Annotated in this window: 21 protein-coding genes; 7 read left to right on the top strand and 14 right to left on the bottom strand. The window is 71.9% G+C overall.

Annotated elements, in window-relative coordinates; genetic code table 11:
- Window positions 1-227 precede the first annotated feature (227 nt).
- Window positions 228-1,166, bottom strand: a complete 939-nt coding sequence (locus tag AB0953_RS25115; protein ID WP_366861818.1) for a pyridoxamine 5'-phosphate oxidase family protein — start codon at window positions 1,164-1,166, stop codon at window positions 228-230.
- A gap of 376 nt (window positions 1,167-1,542) precedes the next feature.
- Window positions 1,543-2,103: a TetR/AcrR family transcriptional regulator gene (locus AB0953_RS25120; protein WP_366861895.1), complete on the bottom strand. Its 561-nt coding sequence runs from the start codon at window positions 2,101-2,103 to the stop codon at window positions 1,543-1,545.
- A 94-nt stretch (window positions 2,104-2,197) separates the two neighbouring features.
- Between AB0953_RS25120 and AB0953_RS25125 the strand changes: the two genes are divergently transcribed.
- Complete coding sequence (locus AB0953_RS25125; RefSeq protein ID WP_366861819.1) at window positions 2,198-2,800, top strand: DUF2867 domain-containing protein; 603 nt, start codon at window positions 2,198-2,200, stop codon at window positions 2,798-2,800.
- Between the two features lie 146 nt (window positions 2,801-2,946).
- On the opposite strand, the gene AB0953_RS25130 is transcribed toward AB0953_RS25125, so the two are convergent.
- A complete protein-coding gene (locus AB0953_RS25130) occupies window positions 2,947-3,150 on the bottom strand; it encodes an EF-hand domain-containing protein (protein WP_361917335.1) in 204 nt (67 codons plus the stop codon).
- Between the two features lie 231 nt (window positions 3,151-3,381).
- Window positions 3,382-3,750 (bottom strand): VOC family protein, encoded by a 369-nt coding sequence (locus AB0953_RS25135; RefSeq protein WP_366861820.1) that lies wholly within the window; start codon window positions 3,748-3,750, stop codon window positions 3,382-3,384.
- Window positions 3,751-3,816: 66 nt separating this feature from the next.
- On the opposite strand from AB0953_RS25135, the gene AB0953_RS25140 reads away from it, so the two are divergent.
- Window positions 3,817-4,275, top strand: a complete 459-nt coding sequence (locus AB0953_RS25140; RefSeq protein ID WP_366861821.1) for a MarR family transcriptional regulator — start codon at window positions 3,817-3,819, stop codon at window positions 4,273-4,275.
- A 1,084-nt stretch (window positions 4,276-5,359) separates the two neighbouring features.
- Here AB0953_RS25140 and AB0953_RS25145 read toward each other — a convergent pair.
- Both AB0953_RS25145 and AB0953_RS25150 read right to left on the bottom strand, forming a co-directional pair.
- On the bottom strand, window positions 5,360-5,788 hold the full coding sequence (locus AB0953_RS25145; protein ID WP_366861822.1) for a hypothetical protein: 429 nt from the start codon (window positions 5,786-5,788) through the stop codon (window positions 5,360-5,362).
- Window positions 5,789-6,210: 422 nt separating this feature from the next.
- On the bottom strand, window positions 6,211-6,660 hold the full coding sequence (locus AB0953_RS25150; protein ID WP_366861896.1) for an SRPBCC family protein: 450 nt from the start codon (window positions 6,658-6,660) through the stop codon (window positions 6,211-6,213).
- Window positions 6,661-7,312: 652 nt separating this feature from the next.
- On the opposite strand from AB0953_RS25150, the gene AB0953_RS25155 reads away from it, so the two are divergent.
- Together AB0953_RS25155 and AB0953_RS25160 are read left to right on the top strand one after the other, a co-directional pair.
- Entirely contained in the window at window positions 7,313-9,295 is a 1,983-nt protein-coding gene (locus AB0953_RS25155; protein WP_366861823.1) for an amino acid transporter, read from the top strand.
- Between the two features lie 144 nt (window positions 9,296-9,439).
- Complete coding sequence (locus tag AB0953_RS25160) at window positions 9,440-10,369, top strand: ATP-grasp domain-containing protein (RefSeq protein ID WP_366861824.1); 930 nt, start codon at window positions 9,440-9,442, stop codon at window positions 10,367-10,369.
- Here the strand turns inward: AB0953_RS25160 and AB0953_RS25165 are convergent, their stop codons facing one another.
- The gene (locus AB0953_RS25165) at window positions 10,370-10,582 is read right to left on the bottom strand and encodes a DUF4287 domain-containing protein (RefSeq protein WP_366861825.1); all 213 of its coding nucleotides are present in this window, start codon (window positions 10,580-10,582) and stop codon (window positions 10,370-10,372) included.
- Between the two features lie 66 nt (window positions 10,583-10,648).
- The gene (locus AB0953_RS25170) at window positions 10,649-11,317 is read right to left on the bottom strand and encodes a DUF998 domain-containing protein (RefSeq protein ID WP_366861826.1); all 669 of its coding nucleotides are present in this window, start codon (window positions 11,315-11,317) and stop codon (window positions 10,649-10,651) included.
- A 734-nt stretch (window positions 11,318-12,051) separates the two neighbouring features.
- On the opposite strand from AB0953_RS25170, the gene AB0953_RS25175 reads away from it, so the two are divergent.
- A complete protein-coding gene (locus AB0953_RS25175; protein WP_366861827.1) occupies window positions 12,052-12,414 on the top strand; it encodes a PRC-barrel domain-containing protein in 363 nt (120 codons plus the stop codon).
- 61 nt (window positions 12,415-12,475) lie between these two features.
- Here the strand turns inward: AB0953_RS25175 and AB0953_RS25180 are convergent, their stop codons facing one another.
- A complete protein-coding gene (locus tag AB0953_RS25180) occupies window positions 12,476-12,718 on the bottom strand; it encodes a protealysin inhibitor emfourin (protein ID WP_366861828.1) in 243 nt (80 codons plus the stop codon).
- A 430-nt stretch (window positions 12,719-13,148) separates the two neighbouring features.
- Here AB0953_RS25180 and AB0953_RS25185 point away from each other — a divergent pair, with 430 nt between their 5' ends.
- Window positions 13,149-14,219, top strand: a complete 1,071-nt coding sequence (locus AB0953_RS25185) for a hypothetical protein (RefSeq protein ID WP_366861829.1) — start codon at window positions 13,149-13,151, stop codon at window positions 14,217-14,219.
- A gap of 369 nt (window positions 14,220-14,588) precedes the next feature.
- Complete coding sequence (locus tag AB0953_RS25190) at window positions 14,589-14,993, top strand: peptidoglycan-binding domain-containing protein (protein ID WP_366861830.1); 405 nt, start codon at window positions 14,589-14,591, stop codon at window positions 14,991-14,993.
- A gap of 608 nt (window positions 14,994-15,601) precedes the next feature.
- Here AB0953_RS25190 and AB0953_RS25195 read toward each other — a convergent pair.
- The 5 genes from AB0953_RS25195 to AB0953_RS25215 form a co-directional block, all read right to left on the bottom strand.
- Window positions 15,602-16,414, bottom strand: a complete 813-nt coding sequence (locus tag AB0953_RS25195) for a phosphatase PAP2 family protein (protein ID WP_366861831.1) — start codon at window positions 16,412-16,414, stop codon at window positions 15,602-15,604.
- Between the two features lie 87 nt (window positions 16,415-16,501).
- Complete coding sequence (locus AB0953_RS25200; RefSeq protein ID WP_366861832.1) at window positions 16,502-17,485, bottom strand: YihY/virulence factor BrkB family protein; 984 nt, start codon at window positions 17,483-17,485, stop codon at window positions 16,502-16,504.
- Window positions 17,486-17,525: 40 nt separating this feature from the next.
- Window positions 17,526-19,331, bottom strand: coding sequence for a diacylglycerol kinase family protein (locus tag AB0953_RS25205; RefSeq protein WP_366861833.1), 1,806 nt, complete (start codon window positions 19,329-19,331; stop codon window positions 17,526-17,528).
- Window positions 19,332-19,374: 43 nt separating this feature from the next.
- The gene (locus AB0953_RS25210; RefSeq protein ID WP_366861834.1) at window positions 19,375-19,677 is read right to left on the bottom strand and encodes a hypothetical protein; all 303 of its coding nucleotides are present in this window, start codon (window positions 19,675-19,677) and stop codon (window positions 19,375-19,377) included.
- 131 nt (window positions 19,678-19,808) lie between these two features.
- A complete protein-coding gene (locus AB0953_RS25215; protein WP_366861835.1) occupies window positions 19,809-20,564 on the bottom strand; it encodes a restriction endonuclease in 756 nt (251 codons plus the stop codon).
- Between the last annotated feature and the right edge of the window lie 388 nt (window positions 20,565-20,952).

The raw sequence follows: 20,952 nt of genomic DNA on the forward strand, positions 1-20,952 counted from the left end.
AGACGGGTGAGCGGACCAGGAGGCGTCTCCCGCCGGGGGGCGAGGCCGCTGTCTTGTCTTGTCAGTGGTGGGGGCTCCGCATCACCGTCAACGGCCGTGCGCGGTCGGTCGGCTCCGGGAGCGCGGGACGGGAGGAGGGGCGCCGTAGCCGGGCGAGGGCCGAGGCGAAGCGGCTCACCACGGTACGCACGCAGGCTCCTTCCGGGCAGGACTGCGGCTCGGCACGTTCAGCTCCCGTCCGTCCGCGACGCCGGCTCCGCGAGGGCGCGGAACCGGTCCCACTGCACCTTCGGGCGGCGCAGCCCGCGGCGCCGGAGGTAGCGGTCGGTGGACCGCTTCGTGCGGCTCAGGACCCGCAGGGCGTCGCTCGCGCGGCCCGAGCCCATGGGCTCGACCACGGTGGAGGGCACCAGGAGCCATCCGGCGCCGGTGCGCCGCAAGACACCGCGCACGAGCGCGTTGTACATGTGGTTGAGCAGTTCGTCGTGCCGGTGCACCAGCAGACTGGCCGGCCCCGGCTCGACGGGGCAGTCCGGCGGCACCTCGACCAGGTAGCCCGAACTCGTCGGCTGCGGGAGGGTGCGGGCCAGGACCGGCGCCCCAGAGGCGCTGCGCGCGGCCAGGACCGCCGAGGGCATGCTCCCCAGCTGTTCGGATCCGGGCAGTCGCGGCGTGCCGGTCGCGGTCGTCGGCAGGCCGTGGTTCAGCAGCTCGTCCAGGGGCGGCCGCACGACGACCTGTTCCGGTTCGACGGTGATGAGCAGGCGCAGGTAGTACCAGGACATCATCGGCCTCATGGGAAACCTGAGGTACGAGCGGCTGTGCGGCTGCCGCTCGAAGAGCATGCGCCAGTACTCCTCGGCACCTCGCGGGCCCGCCATGACCCTGTCGGGGCACTCGGCGCGACCGCCGACGAAGATCTGCGGGGCGTGTTCGAGGCCGCTGCCGGTCGGGTCGGAGAAGAGCAGGGCCACCCGGCCGTCGCGCCGTACGTTCAGCGCCTTCTGCGCGAACGCGAGGGAGGTGGTCAGCAGAAGGGTTCCGTCGTCGCGCTGTGCGACCGCCGTCGGCCAGACCAGCGGTGTTCCGTCCTTCGCCAAGGTGACGAACTCGCAGGTGCGGTAGGCGTCCAGGACACCGGGCGGCGCGGAGTCGAGTGGCGTCATCGCGTCGCTCCGGCACCGGGCACCGGCATGGCCTCGTGCGTGCCGGCGCTCCCCGGGCCGCGCCGTCCCGTGCGGTCGGTGCTCGCGGCGGCGGGGTCCGTCGTTCCGTCCGACACGCCCCTGACCGGCCGGGGCCAGGGGGCGGAAGCCGGACGGAAGACGCGGTGGACCGCGCCCGTCTCGTGGATGGGGGGACCTTGGGGGGCACTACTGGGGAACACGCTCGCTTGCTCCAGGATCGAATGCCGACGGCGGACACGACAACCGTGCCCGCTCCCCCTTGGCCTGGACTTGGCGCCGACTTGCCCCACGGCCCTGTAGGCGGCGCCGAGCCGCTCCGTTGGCACGGGTGGGCCGCGCCACTGCCCGATAGCCCTCAGCGCAGGAGCCACTTCCTGGTCAGGTCCATGACCTGCGCGCGGGTGTGGGCGCCGTGGTCGGCGGCTACGACGTAGCTGCCGAGCCGCACCGAGAAGGTGAGCATGCACCGGACCTCGACGTCGTCCTCGTCGGCGCAGAACTCGCGGAACAGCGAACGCAGGTAGTCCATGCGCCGGTTGTCGACACGACGCAGCCGCTCCCCGACGGCCTCGTCGCGTCGCGACCAGTCGCGGATCGCGAGGTCGAGCGCCACGCCGGTCGCCGGCCCGCCCTCGATTTCGGCGACGAGCGTGAACAGCCGCTCCAGCCGGGCCCGGGCGTCCCCACCGCTGCTCTCGACCTGCTCGATCACCGCCTCGGTGACCGACCGTTCCCAGGTGTCGAGCATCTCGTCGAGGAGTGCGCCGCGGTTGCGGAAGTAGCCGTAGAAACCGCCCTTGCTGACGCCGAGCGCCTGCGCCAGCGCCTCGATGCGGACGGCCTCGGGTCCGCCCGCGGCGAGCGCCCGCAAGCCCTCGTCGATCCACTTGCCGCGTGGTGTGCGGGTCACGCCCACGATGTCTCCCCTCACGCAGGACCCCTCTATACGGGAGCGTATAGAGGGCTGCTAGCCTTCTTCTATACGGCATCGTATAGACAGGAGCTTGCTCGTGAGACTCCCGAAAACCGCGCACACCTCCCGCCCCTGGCGGATCCACGAGATCGCGGGCGACTTCCATGTAGAGGACGTCTGGGAACTGCCGACACCGGGTGGAGCGGACGATCTGGTCCTGCTCGTGGACCAGTTCGCGAACGGCGAGGGCGATCCCGTTCCGTCTCCGGTGGGCCGCGCGCTCTTCGCACTCCGCTGGAAGCTCGGCGCCCTCTTCGGCTGGGACAAGCCCTCCGACGGCATCGGCGCCCGGGTGCCGACGTTGCGCGACCGGCTCCCGGCAGACCTCCGCGAGGGCCCCCGGGGCCCGGACACCACGTCGGTCCCGTTCACCTCCGTCTTCCTGACCCATGACGAGTGGGCGGCGGAGATGGCCAACCGGACCATGCACGGAGTGATGCACATCGGCTGGGTCCCGGACGGATCCGGCGGCCACCGCGGCCAGATGGCCGTCCTGGTCAAGCCCAACGGGCGCCTCGGCGCGCTCTACATGCTGGGCATCAAGCCCTTCCGCTACCTGGGCGTCTACCCGGCGCTGATCCGCAGCATCGGCCGGGAATGGGAGCGGCGCGCCGCCGAGAGGAGCGCGAGCGCCTCCTAGGCAGGATCCGGTCGCCGGCTCGGGTGGTTTCCTCCTGCCCCTCGTGGTGAGCGCCCGTAGCGGGAACCTGGGCAAGCCGCGACACGAAGGGCTTGCCCAGGCCTTTGTTGAGGCTTGCCCAGCCGCTCAGGCTGTCAGGCCTGCGCCTACTTCAGCAGGGTGCGGAACTCTTCGAAGTCCAGGACCCCGTCGTGGTTCGCGTCGGCCGTCATGGCCTTCTTGACCTCTTCGGCGAGGTGCCCCTGGGCACCCTCGGCCTTGAACCCCTCCGCCAGTTCGACGATGTTGATCCGCCCGTCCCCGTCCGTGTCGATCTCGTCGAACAGCGCCCTGAGCTCGGCCTCGTTCATGACATACCTCTCTCGCGTTCACAGGACCCCGAAGGCCCACATGCCCCACCACCCTGCCACACCGTGAACGTCACGCTAACGGCCCGGCCTTCGGACGGGACCACCTCGCCAACGAGGTGGATCTGCGCGTTGAGGCGCTGGTTAGCGACGCGGTAGGCAGTCCGGTCGGTGTTGGCGCGGTGGGCGCCACTGGGGGCAACCGTCGCTGATCGCCCGGCGGCGTTCGGTCGATCAGGCGCGGTCGTGGAGCGTGACGTGGTAGCCGTCGGGGTCGGCGAAGGTGAAGGTCCGGCCGAAGGGACCGTCGATCGGTGCGGAGACGATGGTGTGACCGTCGGCGGCGAGCGCGTCGTGGATGGCCTGGACGTCGGTGGCGTGGAGCCAGATCGCGGCGCCGATGCCGGGCTGAGCGACGGATGCGAGGTCGGTACCGGGAATGACGTCGCGGAGCGCGAACGCGATCGGCTTCGTCTCGAAGACGACGGCGTGTGCAGGTCCGGCCGGCGAGCGGACGAGGCCCAGGTACTGCTCGTAGAACGCCTGGGAAGCGTCGAGGTCGCGCACCTGGAACGAGATGAAGTCGGGGCCGGTGGCGGGCATGAGGGCGCTCCTTCTTTCTTGTGTGTCAGTTTTCTGACACGCAGCAAGCTATGTCAGAATGCTGACATGAGTCAAGAAGGTGTCGGCGTCGATCTGCAGACGTCACTGGGCTACCTGCTCAAAGAAGCGTCGAGCGCGCTGCGCGCGGCCATGGAGGAAGTGCTGCGGCCGCTCGGGATGAGCGTGACGCACTACTCCTGCCTCGAGCTGCTGGCGCAACGACCGGGCTTGTCGAACTCCGAGCTCGCGCGGGGCGCGTTCGTGACACGCCAGACGATGAACGTGCTGCTCCAGGCCCTGGAGCGAGACGGCTACGTGACCAGGCCTGCGGAGGCACCCGTTGGGAAGGCGCTTCCCACGCGGCTCACGCCTCGCGGCCGACGAAGCCTCGAGAAGGCGAGCGCAGCGGTCCGCTCCGTCGAGACCCGAATGCTGGCCGGCCTGACCGAGACGGAGCAGTCAGAGGCGTTCCGGATCCTGCAGAGCATGGTCCACTCACTGCGCGGTGGCAACGAGGGTGCATAGCCCGTCCCGCGGCGCACGTCTCGTCGCGCCGTGACGACGATCGAAGGGCCGGACCGTATCTGGGGTCCGGCCCTTCGGTGTTCCCCGCCCCCAGGGGACGCCCGACTCAGGCCGTCGTCCGGCCCGCCGTCGTCCGGTTCGTCGCCGGGCGGGGACGGTGGCGGCTGACCGCCCACGTCGCCGCTGCGAGGGTGAACCCGTAGACCGCCACTGCGCCGTGGCCGTTCTCCCCAGGGGAGGGGGCGCGAGCGCAGGGTGTCGCGACCGACCGCGCCGAGACCACGGGCGCCAGGTCGCCGACCGCCTCACCGGGTCTGCCGACGGGCGTACGACGCCGGGAGGGAAGCCCTCGCGGGCCTCCTCGACGCGGGCCTGCCCGCCGAGCACTGCGGCATCGCGGCCGACACCCTGCTCAGCCACGTCACCGGCTTCGTCCTCCAGGAACAGAACCAGCCGAGCCGCGCCTCTGGCCGTCACCCCGGAGCTGCACGTGGAACTGCACGAGCGGTTCCCCATGCTCACGGGCCCCTCGATGCCCCGTCTGAGCCAGGACGAGCAATTCACCCGGAGCCTGCGCCTGCTCTGCGCCGGGTTCGGGGCGTTCTGCAGGGCCGTCAGTCCAGGCTGAGGCGGGCCGGCTCCGTGCAGAAGCGGGTGCCCAGCCTCGGGCAGGCCCCGCGCTCATCACGCCGCCGGTCGTTCCTGAGAAGTGGCCGGTATGCGGCCGGACGGCAAGACGCGTACTGCCTCTTACCGTCGGCTCCCGGGCGGCCGGCGATCCCGGGCGAAGGTCTCACAGGCCCGCGTAGCCCCGTAGACATCGAGCGCGTCAAGCAACCGCGGCGGGCACGGCATGGGCGGACGCCTTCGCCGATGACCCGACGCGGTGCTCGGACGTCATCGCGACGGCTACGGCGGCATGGTCACCTGCCATGTAGCCCCGGTGCAGACGCCGGGGATCGCTGTGCCCTGCCGGGCGGCCGGGTACGGTGTCCTCCACACCGCTCTGCTCGCCGCACTCACGCCGGCGGTATGACCACAGGAGAGCCGCCGCCACCCCGGACCGCGGCTCGGCAGCGCCGGTTCAGCGCGGGTGCCGACGGGGAGGCGGGAAGGCGGACGCCAGCACGTCCAGGGCCTCGGCCCGGTCGGCCTCCCCGGCCGCGACGCGGGCGCGGACGGCGTCTGCCGCGTCCGGGTCGGCGGCGACATCCGGCTCGACCACCGCCCAGCCCGCCGTCCCACCGGCGGTCGGGACGCCGATGACCTCCAGATCGGTACGCCCCGTCATCAGCACCGCAAGCAGGGCCAGGTACTCGCGCTGCAGCTGCGGACCGAACGCCGTTCCGTCCGGTCCTTCCAGCAGAGCTGGATGGCCCTCGGACAGCATCGCGCACGTACCCCGCACCGCCGCCAACACGGCCTCGAACACGGCCGGCCCACACCGGCCCGCCAGATCGGCGAGATAGGTGTCGAGGACGTCACTGCCTGCGTCATCGCTGCGACCCGGCACCGGCCTGCCCACCATCCCGCGCTACCCCGCTCAGCCGTCCCCCGCCTGCCCTGGCCGCCACGTTACGCCTCCCGGCCCGCCCCGGCTGCCACTTCACCGTGATCGGGAACCGCCAGAACCGGAGGGACCGCTGCGGCCACCCGGCCCGAACACCTCCCGCGTCCCGTCCCGTGCCTCGACGGCGGCCGGGCCGGCGCCGAGCCGATCGCGGTCAACGGTCCGGCAGCCGGGTTCTCGCGAGTTGTGCGGTGCGGACCACCGGCGGACGGGACCGCACTCCCGGTACACCGGCCGCGTCGAGGGGCGTCAGCGGCGCAGGCTCCGGCTCAGAGTCAGCCGAGCGGAGGGCGGAGGTGAGCCGACCGGGCCGGGGCCGCCCCCGTGCCCGGCCCAGGCCCGGCACGGGGGTGGCGGTGTGCGGGTCAGACCTGGCCGCGCCACTGACCGGTCGGGGCGCCGCGGTCCTCGATGAAGTGCTTGAACCGCTTCAGGTCGCCCTTGACCTGCCGGTCGACGAACCCGAACTTGTCCGCGATGTTCTCCGCCATCCCGTCAGGATCGAAGTCCATCATGAAGGTCACCTCGGTATGGGCGGGGTCGATGGGCCGGAACGTCACCAGCCCGGACTGCTCCGTCTCGCCTCCGACCGTCACCCAGGCGATCTTCGTGTCCGGGATCTGCTCGGTGATCTCCGCGTCGAACTCCCGCTGGACACCCGCAATCTTCGTCACCCAGTGGGTGAGGGTGTCACTGCGCTGCTCGATCCGCTCGACGCCGTCCATGAACTGCGGGAACGACTCGAACTGCGTCCACTGGTCGTACGCCGTGCGAACCGGGACGTCGACCTCGATGGACTCCTTGACCTGCGACATGCTCATGCCTCCTGGCGTCAGTTGCGTCAGGGGCCGAAGCCGGCCGATCAGGTGACCGGCCCCGACCCGGGGACTCTTCACAGGTGCCCTACCTGACCGCGCCTGCCCCGGGACGCAGGGACGCACTCCCCGAACGAGCTGACTTTCACCACCGGCCGGCCCACCGCGCCCGCTTCACCGGCAACGGGCCCACCGCCTGTCGCGCCCCCGCCCCTGTGGCGTCGTGCGGTGGCACATCGGCACGCCGGTCCGCAGGCGCCGGCCGCTGTCCGTGGCGCGGGCGGCCGACTGCGGCCGGCCGGCTCTGCACACGGGGGTCCGGGCGATCCAGTGAAAACCGGCCGCGTCCGTCAGGCGCGGAACACACCTGGCCTCAGCTCCTGCCCAGCCGCGGGACCGCCTCCCCGCGCCGGCGTACCGAACAAGCGCCCCCTCTCTCCCCCGCCTCCGCAGCCCACACGGCGAAGCCGTTCAGGCCGGAAAGCACGCATGGGGGTGGTGAATGGACCGCCGGGCACAAGGGCAGGGCGGGTGAGGGGACTGGTCCGTTCGGTGCGGGTCCGCGTCGGCGGCGGCCCCATCCTCGATGATCGTCGTGAGGCCCCGCGCTGGTGGCCGTGTGGTGAGCAGGCTGGAAAGGTTGATGGGGGATATGAGGGACGCGGATTACACGGGCATGCCCGAGGTGGTGGACAGCCCTGCCCTTCGGCCCCAGCCGTCGGGCGGGCTGGGGCGGTGGATGCTGCGGCACCAGGTGCAGCCGGTGGGGCCGGCGGCCGATGAGGGGCATAGCGAACCGCACTCGTGGTGGAAGGTGATGTGCCTGACCGGTGTCGACTACTTTTCCAGCCTGGCCTACGTGCCCGCCATCGCCGCTCTCGCCGCAGGAGCGGTCTCACCGCTGGCGACGCTGCTGATCGTGGCGTTGACTCTGCTGGGAATGCTGCCGATGTACCGGCGGGTCGCGAAGGAGAGCCCGCACGGCGCCGGGTCGGTGGCGATGCTGGAGGACCTGCTGCCGTTCTGGTGGGGCAAGCTGTTCGTCCTGGTCCTGCTCGGCTTCGTGGCCACGTCGTGGATCATCACCATCACGCTGTCCACGGCGGACGCGTCCGTGCACGTCGTGGAGAACCCCTTCTTCCCCGCAGTCCTGCACGGCCACGAGGTCGCCCTGACAGTGGTGCTGCTGCTCGTACTCGGCGGGGTGTTCCTGCTGGGGTTCAGCGAGGCGGTCAGCGTGGCCATCCCCCTGGTCGCCGTCTTCCTCGCGCTGAACGCGGTCGTCATCGGCGTGGGACTGGTCCACGTGTTCACCACCCGGGGGGCCTGGTCGGCGTGGACCGACGCCCTCACGGCGGGCGGAGGCGGCTTCGGCGACCTCATGGGCCCGGCGCTGCTCGCCTTCCCGCTGCTGGTGCTCGGCCTCTCGGGCTTCGAGACCGGCGTGAGCATGATGCCGCTCGTCGCCGCCGAAGGCGCCGATGCCGAGCAGCGGCTGCGCTCGCGGATCCGCAACACCCGAAGGCTGCTGACCACCGCCGCGCTCATCATGAGCGTCTACCTGCTGTCCGCGAGTTTCGTCACCACCCTCCTCATCCCGCACCAGTTGTTCGAACCGGGTGGCGCCGCGAACGGCCGTGCCCTGGCGTGGCTGGCCCACGAGCAGGTCGGAGAGGCGTTCGGCACCGTCTACGACATCAGCACCATCCTGATCCTCTGGTTCGCCGGAGCATCCGCCATGGCGGGACTGGTCAACATCGTCCCCCGCTACCTGCCGGACTACGGCATGGCGCCCGAGTGGGGACGCGCCGTCCGACCGGTCGTGATCGTCTACACGCTCCTGTGCATCCTCATCACGATCGCCTTCGACGCCGACGTCGACGAGCAGGCCGGCGCCTACGCCACCGGCATCCTCGCCATGATGGTCTCCGGCGCCTTCGCCGTCACCGTCTCCGTCGCGCGCCATCGCCGACGGGCCGCGGCCGTGGGCTTCGCCCTGCTCACCGCCGTCCTGCTCTACGCCCTGATCGCCAACATCATCGACAAGCCCGACGGCATCGTCATCTCCGCGTTCTTCATCGCCGGGATCATCGTCGTGTCGCTGATCTCCCGCGTGTCGCGCACCACCGAACTGCGCGCCGACCGCATCGTCTTCGACGCCGACGCCCGCCGGTTCATCGACGACACCCTCGCCCACGACAACGCGATCAACCTCATCGCCAACCGCCGGCAGGCCGGCGACGTCGCCGAGTACCGGGACAAGGAACGCGAGCAGCGCGGCGTCAACCCGGTCCCCGGCCGCGCCGACGTCATCTTCCTCGAGATCGACGTGGTCGACCCTTCCGACTTCAGCGACACCCTCACCGTCCACGGGGCGGAGGTCGGCGGCCACCGGATCCTGCGCGCCTCCGCCCCGGCCGCACCGAACGCCATCGCCGCCATCCTGCTGGCCTTGCGTGACGCCACCGGCGTCCAGCCGCACTGCCACTTCGCCTGGGCCGAGGGCAGCCCGCTCGTGCACATGGTCCGCTACTTCCTCCTGGGACGCGGCGACACCGCCCCGGTCACCCGCGAGATCATCCGCAGTCACGAACCCGACCCCGCCCGTCGCCCCGGCATCCACGTCGGGGGCTGACCACCTCAGCCGCACACCGCCGCTCGGGGCGGGCATCCGTACGCCGCAGACCATCGGGGAAACTCTGTGCCGGCCGCCGGTCGTTGCCCAGAGGGGCGCGGAATCCCGTGGCCCGAGAGTCGGAGGTTGCGTAGCGTGGCGGTCATGCCGATTCCCGTCCTGTACTGCCGTGATGCACTCAACCCTCGACGCGTGGACGAACACTTCGCGCTGGAAGCTCGGGAGGTCCGCGCCTGTGGCGGGGCAGTGGGGCTGATCGACCACGACGCCCTGTTGCAGGGCGACGTGCAGCAGGCAGTCGCGGACGTTCCGGCCGGCCTGGGACGTGTGTGGTACCGGGGTTGGATGATTCCAAGCGGTCGGTACGCCGCGTTGGCTGGTGCCCTGAACCGGCGCGGCACCGAGCTGCTGGTGACCCCGGAGCAATACCGGACCGCTCACGAACTGCCGGGGTGGCATGCAACGTTTGCCGACGTCACGCCGGCGAGCGTCTGGCGTCCTGCAAAGCCCGGTGAGATGGTGACGGCCGACGACTTGGCGGCTCTCGCCGGGTCCCTGCCACCAGGCGCGGGCATCGTGAAGGACTACGTCAAATCGCGCAAGCACGAGTGGGAGCAGGCGTGCTTCATACCGGATCTCGCCGACGCCGCAGGTCTGACGCGGGTCGTGCGGCGCTTCGTAGAGCTACAGGAGGATTTCCTGGCCGGCGGGATCGTTCTCCGCGCCTTCGAGTCGTTCTCCCGCCTTGAGTCCGTCGCGGCTGAAGTGCGCGTCTGGTGGCTCGACGGTGAGCCCAGGTTGCTGACGCCGCATCCGGACAGTCCGTTCGGGCGCGGGCTGGTCCCGGATCTCGATCACATCGGGCCGGCGGTGCGGCGGCTGGGATGCCGGTTCGTCACAACCGACGTGGCCCTCCGCTCGGACGGGGTGTGGCGTGTCGTCGAAGTCGGTGACGGCCAGGTCAGTGATCTGCACCAGTCGAGCAGCCGAGCCGAACTGGCCGCCCTGCTGGTCGGTGAGGCCAACCGTCCCGGGACGGTGAGCTTGACCGCAAGGCTGGGCGGCGCCGCCTGATCACTTGCCGTTGTCCTCCGCGAGGGTGTGGGCGACGAGGGCGTTGGCGTGGCCGTGGCCGAGCCCGTGCTCGGACTTGAGCCAGTTGACCAGCTCCATGTGCTTGGTCAGCGAGGAGGTGCGGATGAGGTCCTTCCACTCGGCGATCGGACGGCCGTACTTCTTCTCGATGGAGGGGAAGTAGCTGGCAGGACCCTTCACGGCGTCGGTCATGGGTGCCCCGTTTCGTAGCGTGTCGATGGTGGTCTGGTTGATCATGCCCGTTCGAACGGCGGGCGGCTAGCGGTCGGCCGGCATGCCGGCCAGGCGGGCCGTCACCGCGCTCAGCCACAGCAGGCCGAGACCGGCGCCGACGGTGAACGCCATGACCGAGGAGGCCGAGGCCGTGAAACAGGCGAGGACGGCAACAGGGACGACACGGGACGCGACGGCCCAGCCCCGCAGGCCCGAGGACGCGAGCGGACGGGCCAGGACGACGAACACGGCGCACAGGGCGAGGTAGCCGATCATCCCGGCCGCCATGTGGACCGTTCCGTGTCCGCTCATCACGGTCGCCTCGGGCGCCCCGGCCGGGAATCCCGCCCCGGCGTCGGCGGGGAAGGCCGCCGCCAAGCAGAAGGAGACGCCGAGGACCCCGATCAGGGCCGGGCCCCACGTCCCGCCGGGGCCGCCGCGCAAGGCCCGCCGCAGACCGGCCGCGCCCGCGATCAGCAGCGCCCCCGTGAGCACGAAACTGGCCGTCTGGATCCAGCCCGCCTCGCCGAGGGCGAGCTGGCTGATCGCGTTCCGGGTGAAATCGAAGCCGTTTCGCGCGAAGCCCTGGGCGAGGCCGGCCGCCAGGAACAGCGGCCCCGCCACCACACCGCAGGCCACGGTCCACCGCGCGGCAGACCGCGACGCGGACGCGGCAGACAGGACAGGGCGGGGGGCGGTGAGCATGTCGGTCATGGCGAGGCCTTCCGTGCTTCGTTGTGGTCGTCTATATGACCGACGACGAGGAGAAGAGTCACCGCCGCACCGGATGTGTACTGGATCACACGTTGGCCAGTCGCCAGGACGGGCCGAACGCGTCGGCTCGCGGCGGGGCCGGCAGCCGCGGCCCTGTCCGGTCGGCCACCGGGCGCCGGTACCCCGGCGCGCGCCACGGGGGTCTTTTTGTGGGCCAGCGTTCGTCCTGGACGGGGGGCCGACGCAGCTTCGATGCGGCTGGCTCGTACGAGCCCGCATCCACGCAGTCGCGTCCGCGACGGCCGACGCAACCGCTAAGTCGTCGCCGCCGGAGCCCGCTTCCGCCGCCCGGCGGTGGCCGACCGCGGGATCGCCGGCCTGCTCGCCTACCTCGCCGTCCCGCCGACCGGTCTGCCTGCCGCCGGCATCGGCGCAGGCATGTCCACGTCCCACCGCCCCCGGACGCCGGGAACCGGCGTGCGTCGATCCGCCGATCCGGGGCAGGCGAGCCGCATGGCGACCCACTCCCCCGGGCGCAAGCCGCCCACGCTGCCCGTCCGGATCCGGCACGGTCCCGCGGCAACTGTGCCGCCTCCCGCCCGTGCTGCCCCGGCCGACCCGGCCCCGGCACCCGCATGGCCGGCCCCCGCCGCCCCACCCTGCCGACGTCGCAGCCGGCCTGCTCGGCCTGGGCGTCCGCGTACTGATCCACCACGAGAAGGGAACCCGCACCCGTGAACGACAACATCTGGGCCTACCACCTGACCGTCGCCCACTTCGAGGACAGGGACCTCACCGGCTACAAGGTGGAGGCCCTCGACGGCTCCATCGGCAAGGTCGACAAGCACTCGTACGAAACCGACGCCTCCTGGATCGTGGTCGACACCGGCCCCTGGATCTTCGGCAGGGAAGTGCTCCTGCCCGCCGGCACGATCACCCGTGTCGACACCACCGAGGAGAAGGTCTACGTCGACCGGACCAGGGAACAGATCAAGGACGCCCCGGACTTCGTCAGGGAGAAGCACCTCGGTGATGCCGCCTACCACCGGGAGGTCGGCGGCTACTGGGGCGACACGGTGCGCCGCCAGCAGCAGTGATCGTACGCAGGAGGGCCGGGCCGCCCCGTGGATGGACGGCCCGGCCCTCCGGCGCGTACGATCAGGCGCCCTCGCCGAGCACCCCGCGGATCAGTTCCCTCTGCTCCTCGGACAGATAGGGGTCCTGGACGTCGACCGCCCGGCCGTCGACGGTGATGCGGTAGTGGTACCCGTCCGCCGTGGACTCGACGGCCCGGTGCGCCAGTTCCTCCCATCGCGGGGCGTCCCTGCGGCCCGTGGTGTCGAGCACGCGCTCCTTCTCGCCCCCGGCGAAGCCCCCGGAACGGGTGACAGTGATCAGCACGGTCCTCTCTCCTTCCTGGTCGGGTCCTCGCCGCGCGACCCCGCAGGGGGATCGCCGCAGCGACGGCGGCACGGCGGCCGCCACCACCGCTCCTGCCCCGCATCCCGGCCGTCTCCCGACCCGACACCCCGGGCGCCCCGAAACGTCCGGAAACCGCCACTGCGTGGCTGGCAGACGCGGTCGGCGGCCGCACCGCCGGTTGACCGGCGGCTCGACGCCGTGACAACGAGGCTCATACCGCACCAAAGCTTCGGCGGCATCGAGGGAGTCGTGAACCGCATACCGCCTGCCCCGCCTCCTCGGCCACAGCGCGCGCCGGCGCGGAGAAGGCCGAGCAGATGCGCAACCGGACCATCGGGCCTGTCAGAGGGGGCTTCTAGTCTCGGTTCGTGATCGGCGGGTGGTCTGCCCGCGCTGAAAGGGGGCGGAGATGGGCTGGTTGCGCACGAAGCTGGAGGACAGGCAGCGTTGGGTGCTCGATCCGCTGGTGGGGGTGGGTCCGCTGCGGTTCGGGATGGACTCCGACGAGGTGAAGGCCGCCCTGGGCGGACCGCTCGCCGGCAACGGGCAGGTTGCAGCCAACGGAACGTACTGGCAGGAGTACCAGAAGACGGGTCTGACCTGTATCTACGACCAGGGGATGATCCTTGTCGCCGTGGCGGTCAACGCCCTGGAAGGTCCCCTGGTCAGGCTCGGGGAGGTCGAGCTGATCGGCCGGGTCCCCTCCGAGCTCCGCGCTGAGATCCACGGGCTCGCCCGCTCGGAAGGGGTCGTGGTACGGGCGAACTGGAGCGGTGACCCGGAGGTCGCGGCGTGGGGGGTGTCCCTGGGAACCAGGCAGGAACTGGGACTGTCTGCCGAGGGCTGGCTGGTGCAGAAGGACACGGTGATCACCTCTGCCTTGCTCGTCGGGCCGGAGCTGGCCCACGACCCCTACGCGACAGCACCGATCATGCACTGGCGTGACGTCCGCGAGCAGGTACAGAACCCGGGCGCCTGGCCGATGGTGCCCGAGCACGAGCGGCTCCTGTGGGAATGGGTCCCTCTGGAGCGGGTCGGGCCGCTCCGGTTCGGGATGAGCCCGCCCGAGGTGGCGGCCGCCCTGGACGGAGAGACGCCGGCAGGCCGGATCGGGCACTTCCCCCACTGGTGGTCCGCCGAGGCAGGCCCATGGCATCTCAGCGAGGAGCGGTTCGAGCAGGCCGGGGTGAGCGCGCACTACTGGCGGCATCCTCACGGTGTTCCGCGCCTGGGCGCGGTGACTTCCTACGGCCGCACCGGACCCCAGGTGATCCACGCCGGTATCCCGCTCGTCGGTGGGTCCCCTTCCGCCCTCGAAGCGGCCATCATCCAACATGTCGAGGACCATGACCTGGGCCTGCGCTTCTGCCCCAACGCAGCGGCCGTCTGGGACGGACTCCAGCTGGTCCTGAACGCGACGAGGGCTGGAGACGCCGCCGTCAGCGAGGCCACGTTCTGCGCTGAGGAATGGGAGATGTAGAGGCGTACGCCAGCGAGGCCCGCCAGGAACGGAACGCGCACCGTCGAGAAGCGAAGTTGTCCAGGCCAGCCTACTGTCGGGATCAGTCACACCCTCCGGGTGCATCACCGATCAACCACGAACCCTGACCTTGCGGCCCGTCCGGATCGCCCTGCCTGCTGCTCCTGAGCAGCTTTGATGCACGACGTCGCGGCGGGCGGCGCACGCTCGGGGACGAAGGAGCTGTCACATACCAACTCGGTTCTGTCATGGGGCTGTCACAGACGCATAGGTAAGGTGATCTTCATCTGGCCGGGAGGCCGACTGCGGTCCGGGGCGTCACGGGGGTATCCCGGCCCGCCTTCCCCACCCCTGTTCGAGGAGAGTCTCATGAAGCGTCGTTTTGCTGCTGCAGGTATGGCGGCTGCATCGATCGCTGGGCTGATCGGCTTCGCTCCGTCTGCGAGCGCGGCTACGCCTGCGTGTGTCAAGTCGGCGAAAGTCCTGGTGGGTGGCTACGGGGCGTGGGTGCCGGTGTCGGACGGTGGGTCGGTCAATTGCGTCATGGGTCAGGGCACGCACAACGAAGGTGTCGGTGATCTTCAGTCCGCACTCCGCAAGTGCAACGGCGCCAACGGTCTCGACGTGGACGGCAGGTACGGTCCTCTCACGGCCCAGGCCGTGAGGGACTTCCAGGCCCTGGTCAGGATCCCGGTGGATGGTGTCTACGGCCCTCAGACGCGTGCAGCGATGTACTGGGTGATCAACGATACGCAGACCTGCACGAAGTACTGATCCTGTGGCCCTAGGAGCGCAGCGGCGGCCGGGCCACATCCCGGTGATCCTCCCGTTGTGCGCGCATGAAGCCAGGGACTCTCGGCCACTCGGGATGCGAAACCGGGGCCGGGGAGACGGCCGCGATGTGCCGCCCCGCGCACGGCGCACCGCCCCGGCGTCACACGCTGTGTTACCCGCCCGGCGTGCCAGGGGCGGGCTGCGGCTGCCATCCCACCACCGGCACGTAGGGCAGGCGGCGCCGGGCCAGGGCGGGTCGTCAGTCCTCGTGGCCGGCCAGGACCCGGTCGGCCCGGTAGTGCATGCAGTCAGCCATGTGCCAGACCACCAGCAGCCCATCCCTGGTCACGGTGACGGACCGTGCCTCTCCGGTGTCCTCGTCCGCGGCACACAGCCGGCACCGTTGAAGCCTCGTGGGCAGCCACCCCATCGCAATCAGCCCCTCTCCACGCCAAGGCGTCCGGCCGGCGCCACCTGGTTGGCAGCCCATACCCATCCCTACCAAATCCGCTTGCATACCGCTCAGAAAACGGCTCGTCCGAAGCAGTACAGAAGGTCTTGGCCGGCCCCTGCCGCCGGCAAGCAGGAGGCGGGCGTCGCCGACGGGGTCAGGGGCGGGCCCGGGGACCCAGCGGCGGCTCGGGGTGTGCGGAGCGGATCTCCGGCTCCAGGCCCTGCGCGGGCGTGGTGCGGCGCCGTCCGACGTCCGCCCGCCAGGCTTCGAAGGCCAGCGTCGTCGCCGTCACCACGGCCAGCCCGAGCAGCCAGCCCCCCGCCACGTCGCTCACCCAGTGCACGCCGAGCGCGACGCGGGTGTATCCGACACCCACCACCGAGACCGCCGCGAGCGCCCACGGCAGCGGACGCCAGCGGCGGGGCACCAGCGGCAGCAGGGCCAGCAGCAGCACCGCGCAGGAGGTGGTGGCCGTCATGGCGTGTCCGGAGGGGAAGGAGAACCCGGGCGCGTGGGAGACGGGGTCGGGCAGGTGCGGCCGGGCCCGTGCGACCACGTTCTTCACCAGCAGGCCGAGCAGGCCGCCGGCCGTCGCGGTGACGGCCGCCCACAGGGCCAGCCGTACGGCGCCGCGCACGAGGAGCCACACCACCAGCACCGCCACGAGCAGCCGCATCGTCACCGGATCCCACACCACGTGGGTCAGGAAGTCGAGCACCCGCACCCACCCGGGATGCTCCAGCGCCGCCGTGTGCAGCCGCTCGGCGGTCCCGTGGTCCAGTCGGATCAGCGGCGCCCACTGCGACTCGACCAGCACCACGGCGAGCGCGAAGGGCACCGATACGAGGGCGGTCGCGGTCACCGTCGTCAGCAGCCGTGCGCCGAACCGGGTGTCCGGTCCCGGGCGGACGGAGGCGAGTCGGGCGAACAGGCGCCTCGCGGTGGAGGGCCGTGCCGTGCGTGCCATGGTCGTGGTGCTTCCTTTCAGGTGTTCTCCGCCGCGCGCCAGGGACTGCCGGCTGCCCTGCCGGGCGTGTCCGGGCACGGCGCGCGTTCAGACGCCGGGATCCTCCGTGACCGGTTCGGTCACCCCGGCCCGCACGGCCTCCAACTGCGCTGCGAAGGCCAAGCCCAGGAACAGCGCCATGGAGGTCAGGTAGGACCACAGCAGCAGGGAGACGAAGGCGCTGAGGGGCCCGTACACCGTGGCGAACGAGCCGTTGGAGCCGACGTACAGGCTGAGCCCCCACGTCGCCAGCAGCCACAGCACCAGGTACACCGTCGCGCCGAAGGCCAGCCAGGTGTAACCGGGCTGGGTGCGGCGGGGTGAGAGGCGGAAGATGGCGCTGGTGGCGAGGAGGGCCAGCACGATGCCCACGGGCCAGCGCAGCAGGTCCCAGGCATGGAGGGCGTCCGGGCCGAGTCCGTACACCTCGGCCACGGCGCGGCTGAGGTGAGCGCCGAGGACGGTGACGGCGAAGCTGAGCCCGAGCGGCAGGCCGGCGAGCAGGGACATGACCAGCCCTCGCGTGTACTTGTGCAGGAACGGCCGGTCGCGTTCCGTTCCGTAGATGCGGTTCGCACCCCGTTCCACCTGGCACAGCGCGGTGGTGACGTTCACGATCGAGAACAACAGACCGAGCCAGAGGGCGGCTTGGCTTCCGTCCCCGGGCTGGTGCCGGCTCTGCTCCAGGGCGTCGTCCACCACTTCCTGGCTCGGCCCGCTCGCCAGCCGCCGTATCGTCAGCTCCGCTATCCGCCCGATGGCCTCGGTGTGCAGCGTGTCGGACAGTCCGATGACCGCGATGGCCAACGGGACGATGGACAGCACGGTCTGCAGGGCCAGCGCTCTGGAGTGGCTGAAGCCGTCGGCGTACCGGAAGCGGATGAAGGAGTCCCGTACGAGGCTCCAACCGCCGTGGCGCCGCAGCGCGGCCACGGCTTCCTCGGCGGACAGCTCCTCGCCCTCCACCTCCGGCACGGCCGGCGCCGCCGCCGCCACGTCCTGGCGTTGCGGTACCCGTGTCGCGGTTCCCATGCTCGCACCCCCTGTCGAAGTCGTTACTCCATGGCCCGGCTCAGCCGCCGAGGGCATGCGGGACCGGCTCGGAGCAACCGGCGTCCGCGGCGGTGCCCCGGGCCGCGGCCGACTGCCGCTGCTCCCCCGGTGTGGACGGCGTGCGCGGCGGGAGCCAGATGCGCAGCGCGCCCGGTTCCACTTCCGCGCTGAGCCGGGTGCCGGCGCCGATGACGTCGCCGTCGAGCTCGCGCGGCTGGGGCCGGGCGAAGCGGATGTCGACGCGTACGGCGCTGAAGTACTCCAGCGCGCCGCCCGCCACGGTGCCGTACGTGCCGCCGGGCCCGGACTCCGCCCGGCCCGGCAGCATCCGCGCCCCGAGGTGCTTCGCCGCCGCGAGCCAGCCACGGACCCCGCCGGGGGCGAGCAGCACCACGTCCAGCCGGCCGCTGTCGGGCCGGGCGTCGGGCAGCAGGGGCAGCCCGCCCTGCAGACTGCCGACGTTGCCGATGACGACCATGCGGGCGCGGCGCTCCCGTACGGGGCCCCCGTCGAGGCGGATCGACAGGCGCATCCGGGGATCGCCGAGGTGGCGGGCGGCGGACAGGACGTACGCGGCCCAGCCGAGGCGCTGCTTCACCCGTTCGGAGGCGTCGCCGACCATGGCGGCGTCGAAACCGGCTCCCGCCATGACGGTGAAGCGGCCCGACCCGAACCCGTCGGCCCGGATGCGTCCCACGTCGATCCGCGCGGTCTGCCCCGACAGGGCCGCCTCCAGCGCGGCGGCCGGATCGGCGGGGAGGCGCAGGTTGCGCGCCAGCAGGTTGCCGGTGCCACAGGGCACCACTGCGAGCGGGATCCCCGTACCGGCCAGCAGCTCGGCGCAGGCGCGTACGGTGCCGTCGCCGCCGCAGACCACGACGAGGGCGGTGTCCTCTCCGGCGATCCGCTCGCCGAGGCCGCCGGCGGCGTGTTCGGCGGACGTCGCCGTCCACGACTGGGCGGCGTAGCCGTGGCGGCGCAGGATGTCCCGCACGCGCTCGGCCAGTTCCGCTCCGCAGCCGTGCGGGTGGCGGACCACCACGGCCCGGCGGGCCGCCCCGTCGCGGGAGGCGGCACGGGCGGCCGGGAGGCTCTCCGAGGGCAGGCGGCCCGCCGGGACGGCGCCGAGGACGGCACGGGCCGGCGGGCGGGGCGGGGCGGGCAGCAGCAGCGCGTGCGCCATGACCAGCAGGGTGCAGGCGCCGTTGAGCAGGCCGCCCACCACGTCGGAGGGGTGGTGCATCCCCCGGTAGACCCGGGAGAACGCCACGAGCAGCGGGATCAGGAGCAGGGCGGTGACCAGGGCGTGCCGCAGCCATCGTCGCTCGTCGCGGATACGGAGCGCGGCGAGGAGGGCGAGGCCGCCGAACAGGGCCACCGACGCGCCGACGTGCCCGGACGGGAAGCTGGAGGTCGGCGGGGCGGCGTCCAGGTGGGGCACGTGCGGACGCGACCGTTCCACCACCATGGTGACCAGCAGGAAGACCGCAGACTGGGCGGCGACCGCCCCGGCCAGGAACACCGCCTCCCGCAGCCACCGCCCCCGCGAGAACGCCAGCATCGCGGCCGCGGCGAGGACGGTGAGGGCGATGATGCTCTGGGTGCCGGCCAGCAGGGACAGCCACTCCGAGAAGGGCGTGGCGGGTCCGCCGCGGTGCGCGGCCAGGCCGCGGTTGATGCCGTCTTCGGCCGACACGGGCCACTGGTCCGCCAGCGGACCGGTGACCATCAGCCCCACGCCGACCATGAGGGCGGTCTGCAGGGGCAGCAGCCACAGTACGGAGAGGCGGCCCGATCCCGCGGGCCGGCTGCGTTCAGGTCTCATTGACAGCGTGTAACCGCGCCGCGGGCCGCTCATGCGTGTCAGTTCACGACCCTGGCCTGCCGCCGCAACCCCGTCCCCTGTCCCGATACAGGCACCGTGCGGAGGGGGGCTGCCTGCACAGGCGGAGGGCTCCGGCCCGTTCCAGCGGGCGCAGGACCTGCTTGCCGGGCGCGGCGGGAGTGAGGTCTTGCTGGTGGTGTTCAAGGGCGAGGTTGCGGGCGTCCAGGAGGGAGTTGAGGCCCGAGGAGTCGCGGAAGGACAGGGGATGGAGGTCGACCACCACCTTCTGGGGCCGGGGTTGGTCGGTCAGGGCGCCCAGCAGCGTCACCTTCCCCCTGCCGACCATCCGACGGGCCGGTCAGCGTGGCAGGCGATTCCCAGCAGTGGCGCCCCACGACCACCCGCCGGCCGGCCGAGGTGACGGCGCCCGGCCCGTGACCGTCGCCCTCCCCGCAGGCAGCACCCCATCGCAGAGCGTCATGCCGCACCTGTCGGGGGAACGGGGCCGGGCGCCGGGGCCCCGGCGCCCGACGCCCAAGGCGGAGGGGTTTGCTGTTCCGTCCAGGCGGCCAGCGCCTCGCCGTCGACACGGACGATCCCGCAGGTGTCGGCGTACTCGACGGCGGGCGCAGTGAAGGAGCTCGTCGTCACGATCACGGCGACGTCCGCCCCGTGGACCGCGAAGCAGGTCCCGCCGAAGCGCTGGAGGTCCTGCGAGCCGACCCGGTGGTCCTGCGCGTAGTGCTTGCACTGGATCACCACGCGCCGACCGTCCGCCGCCGTCGCGACGACGTCGGCGCCCAGATCGCCCGCGCCGCCGACCACCTCCACCGAGGTGCAACCGTCCCGGGCGCACAGCGCCGCCACGGTGTGCTCGAACCCGTCGGCGTCGGCCCCGGCGTGGTCGAGGGCCTCGCCCCCGATGTCGGGGAGGTCCGCGGTTGCCTGCGCGCTCCCTTCGGCCCCCAGGGTGCGCGCCCGGCGCCGGGGCCGAACCGGGTCAAGGCTCCACTTCGCCAGGAGTACGCCGAGCAGCAGGAGGGCCAAGGCGGCGATCGGGGCCAGTGGGATCCCGATGCCGTCCGCCGACACCGCCTTCGCGAAGGCGGCCACGCCCGCGACGGCGGTGCCGAACAGTCCGAGTGCGAGCACCGCGTCCCGTCCCGGACCTGGGCGCCGCACGGGTCCGGCGCCCCGTACGGACACGGCCCCGTTCTCCTCGGGTGCGGTCATACGGGTCCCCCTTCTCCCCCCCGGCGACGCCGCAGTTCCCGTCCCTCCGGCACGGGGAGGGGGCCGCCGGGCGCCTAAGCCTGTCGAACGCTCGTATGGCCGCGAGTACGGATTCCAAACCGGGACTTCGTGAGGGCCAGCCCGCGCTTGACCAGCACATCCACCTGGCCGGCGTGAGTGGTGACCCCCTGCGCGAAGCCCCGTACGGTGGCCGGGTCAGCCAGATCACAGGCAAACGCCGCCACGCACGCACCGCTGTCGGCCGCCCATAACGGGGAGCCTGGCTCCGGCGTCGAACGAGGGCGTCCGGCCGTACCAGCTCGGCGAAGTGGGCTCGCGATGCACCAGCAGGACGTCGCTGCAGGGCTGCCGTGCCGCCGGCGCACCC

It is taken from the genome of Streptomyces sp. NPDC046866 (genome assembly GCF_040704625.1).
Taxonomy (GTDB): domain Bacteria; phylum Actinomycetota; class Actinomycetes; order Streptomycetales; family Streptomycetaceae; genus Streptomyces.